The 1,703-nt window shown below is 41.0% G+C and carries 2 protein-coding genes; both read right to left on the bottom strand.

All coding sequences use genetic code 11. The features are described from left to right. Window positions 1-44 precede the first annotated feature (44 nt). Window positions 45-920, bottom strand: coding sequence for an IS3 family transposase (locus ACOV1R_RS15990; protein ID WP_111443564.1), 876 nt, complete (start codon window positions 918-920; stop codon window positions 45-47). A gap of 8 nt (window positions 921-928) precedes the next feature. Next, complete coding sequence (locus ACOV1R_RS15995; RefSeq protein ID WP_027822961.1) at window positions 929-1,636, bottom strand: helix-turn-helix domain-containing protein; 708 nt, start codon at window positions 1,634-1,636, stop codon at window positions 929-931. Between the last annotated feature and the right edge of the window lie 67 nt (window positions 1,637-1,703).

Consider the following 1,703-nt stretch of genomic DNA (forward strand, 5'->3'; position numbering starts at 1 on the left):
GGGACTGCTCCGAGTCAAGTAGACAGTTCAAATAATTAAAATAGCTATGCAGTTTTTAGAATGGCATGATTCCGAAATTCTTTCGGGGTCATGCCATTTAGTGTTTCTTGGCGACGCTTGTAGTTATACCAGTTAATACATTTTTCGATAAGTTGAACCATTTCTTCTCGATTTAATGCATGGTGAAAATTAAAGAACTCGGTCTTCATATGACTCCAGAAGCTTTCCATAGGACTGTTATCTCCAGGGGTTCCTGGACGCGACATACTATGCTTAACCCCATTGCTAGCTAGATGTTTGTTAAATACTCCAGATGTATAGCTTGATCCCTGATCTGAGTGTAAAACCGTTGGTTTTGCACCATTGCTTATTGCTAATGCCTTATCAAATGTTCGAGTCACCAAATCGGCTGTCTCAGTTTCTTCAATGTCCCAAGCAATGATACTGTGGTCGTTCAGGTCTTTAATTGCACTAAGTCTCAAACGTTCACTGAATTTCCAACCAAAACATAGCTCTGTACAATCAGTTACCCAGACCTGATTTGGCTTGTCTGGCTTAAAATTATGGCCTTCATCTGAAAGGAGGAGGTTATTGCTGATGTGCTCTTTCCGTTGAGCTTTTCGATCATGCTGTGCCACGCGAATTGAAGCCACGATACCATTTTCACGCATGATCCGGCGCATTTTTCCAGCACTAGTTCGATATGTTGTATCGCAATGAAGATTCATCATTAATCTTCGTACTCCAAGGGTATATTCGTTCTCCTCTTCAATAATTTTGACGTACTTTAATATCTCTTTATCTTCCAGAGCACGTTTGCTTGGGGTTCGGTGTATCCATTTGTAATATGCAGCACGTGAGACTTTCATAAAACGACACATAAAACTAATCCCATAAACTTGGTTTGTATCAGGGTTCACCGTAGTTGCTAAAGTTTGGATTGTTTCGTAGATGTGTGATGAGTGGCATCCAACCTTTCCAATTCTTGGAGTTTTTTTAGAACTGCATTCTCTGTCGATAAATGTTCAATTCGGGCCTTTAGACGCTTGACCTCCAGGTCACGCTTCTCGTTATCTGTAAGCTGGTCATGCACAGTCTTTCCCTTACCACGACGATCGACAAGGGCTTCTGGTCCACCTTGTTTAAACTTCCGAGTCCACGAGTAAACCTGACCATATGACACGTTGTACTTATTCATGGCGCGTGAGTAATCCATATCGTTTGCTATAATCCATTGAACAATTTCTACACGTTCCAGCTGGGTTGTTTTCCGACCATCTTTCACTTGTTTCACACTCCTAGTGGTGAGTTGTTTACCACTAGTATACTGATGAACCCATTGATAGATAGTACTAACGTTAGGAATATTATATTTATCGCATAATCGAGGATAAGAACTGTGTCCTTCTAGGTACTCCAGAACTATTTTTAATTTCAATTCACTTGGATACTTTCCCATGAGTCGATGCCGCAGGCCATCGATCCCCTGTAATCCATAACGCTTTACCCATCGGCTTACTTGACTATGTTCAACTCCATATTTTCTTTGAACGGCATTAGGAGCCATTCCCTGAGTAACCAGACCAATGTAAAACAACTTCTCTTTAATCGTATAGCGAGAACCTTTTCTGCCCATAGAAAAACTCCTCCTTAGGTAGGCAAGCTTTGATTATTTGCTTGTCTACCCAAAGAGGAGTATATCC

It is taken from the genome of Lactiplantibacillus sp. YT640 (assembly GCF_049745435.1).
In the GTDB taxonomy this organism is placed as follows: domain Bacteria; phylum Bacillota; class Bacilli; order Lactobacillales; family Lactobacillaceae; genus Lactiplantibacillus; species Lactiplantibacillus plantarum.

What these genes read in the sequence shown, in the direction of transcription:
- ACOV1R_RS15995 (WP_027822961.1), bottom strand. Translation starts at nt 1,636, where the DNA reads ATGGGCAGAAAAGGTTCTCGCTATACGATTAAAGAGAAGTTGTTTTAC.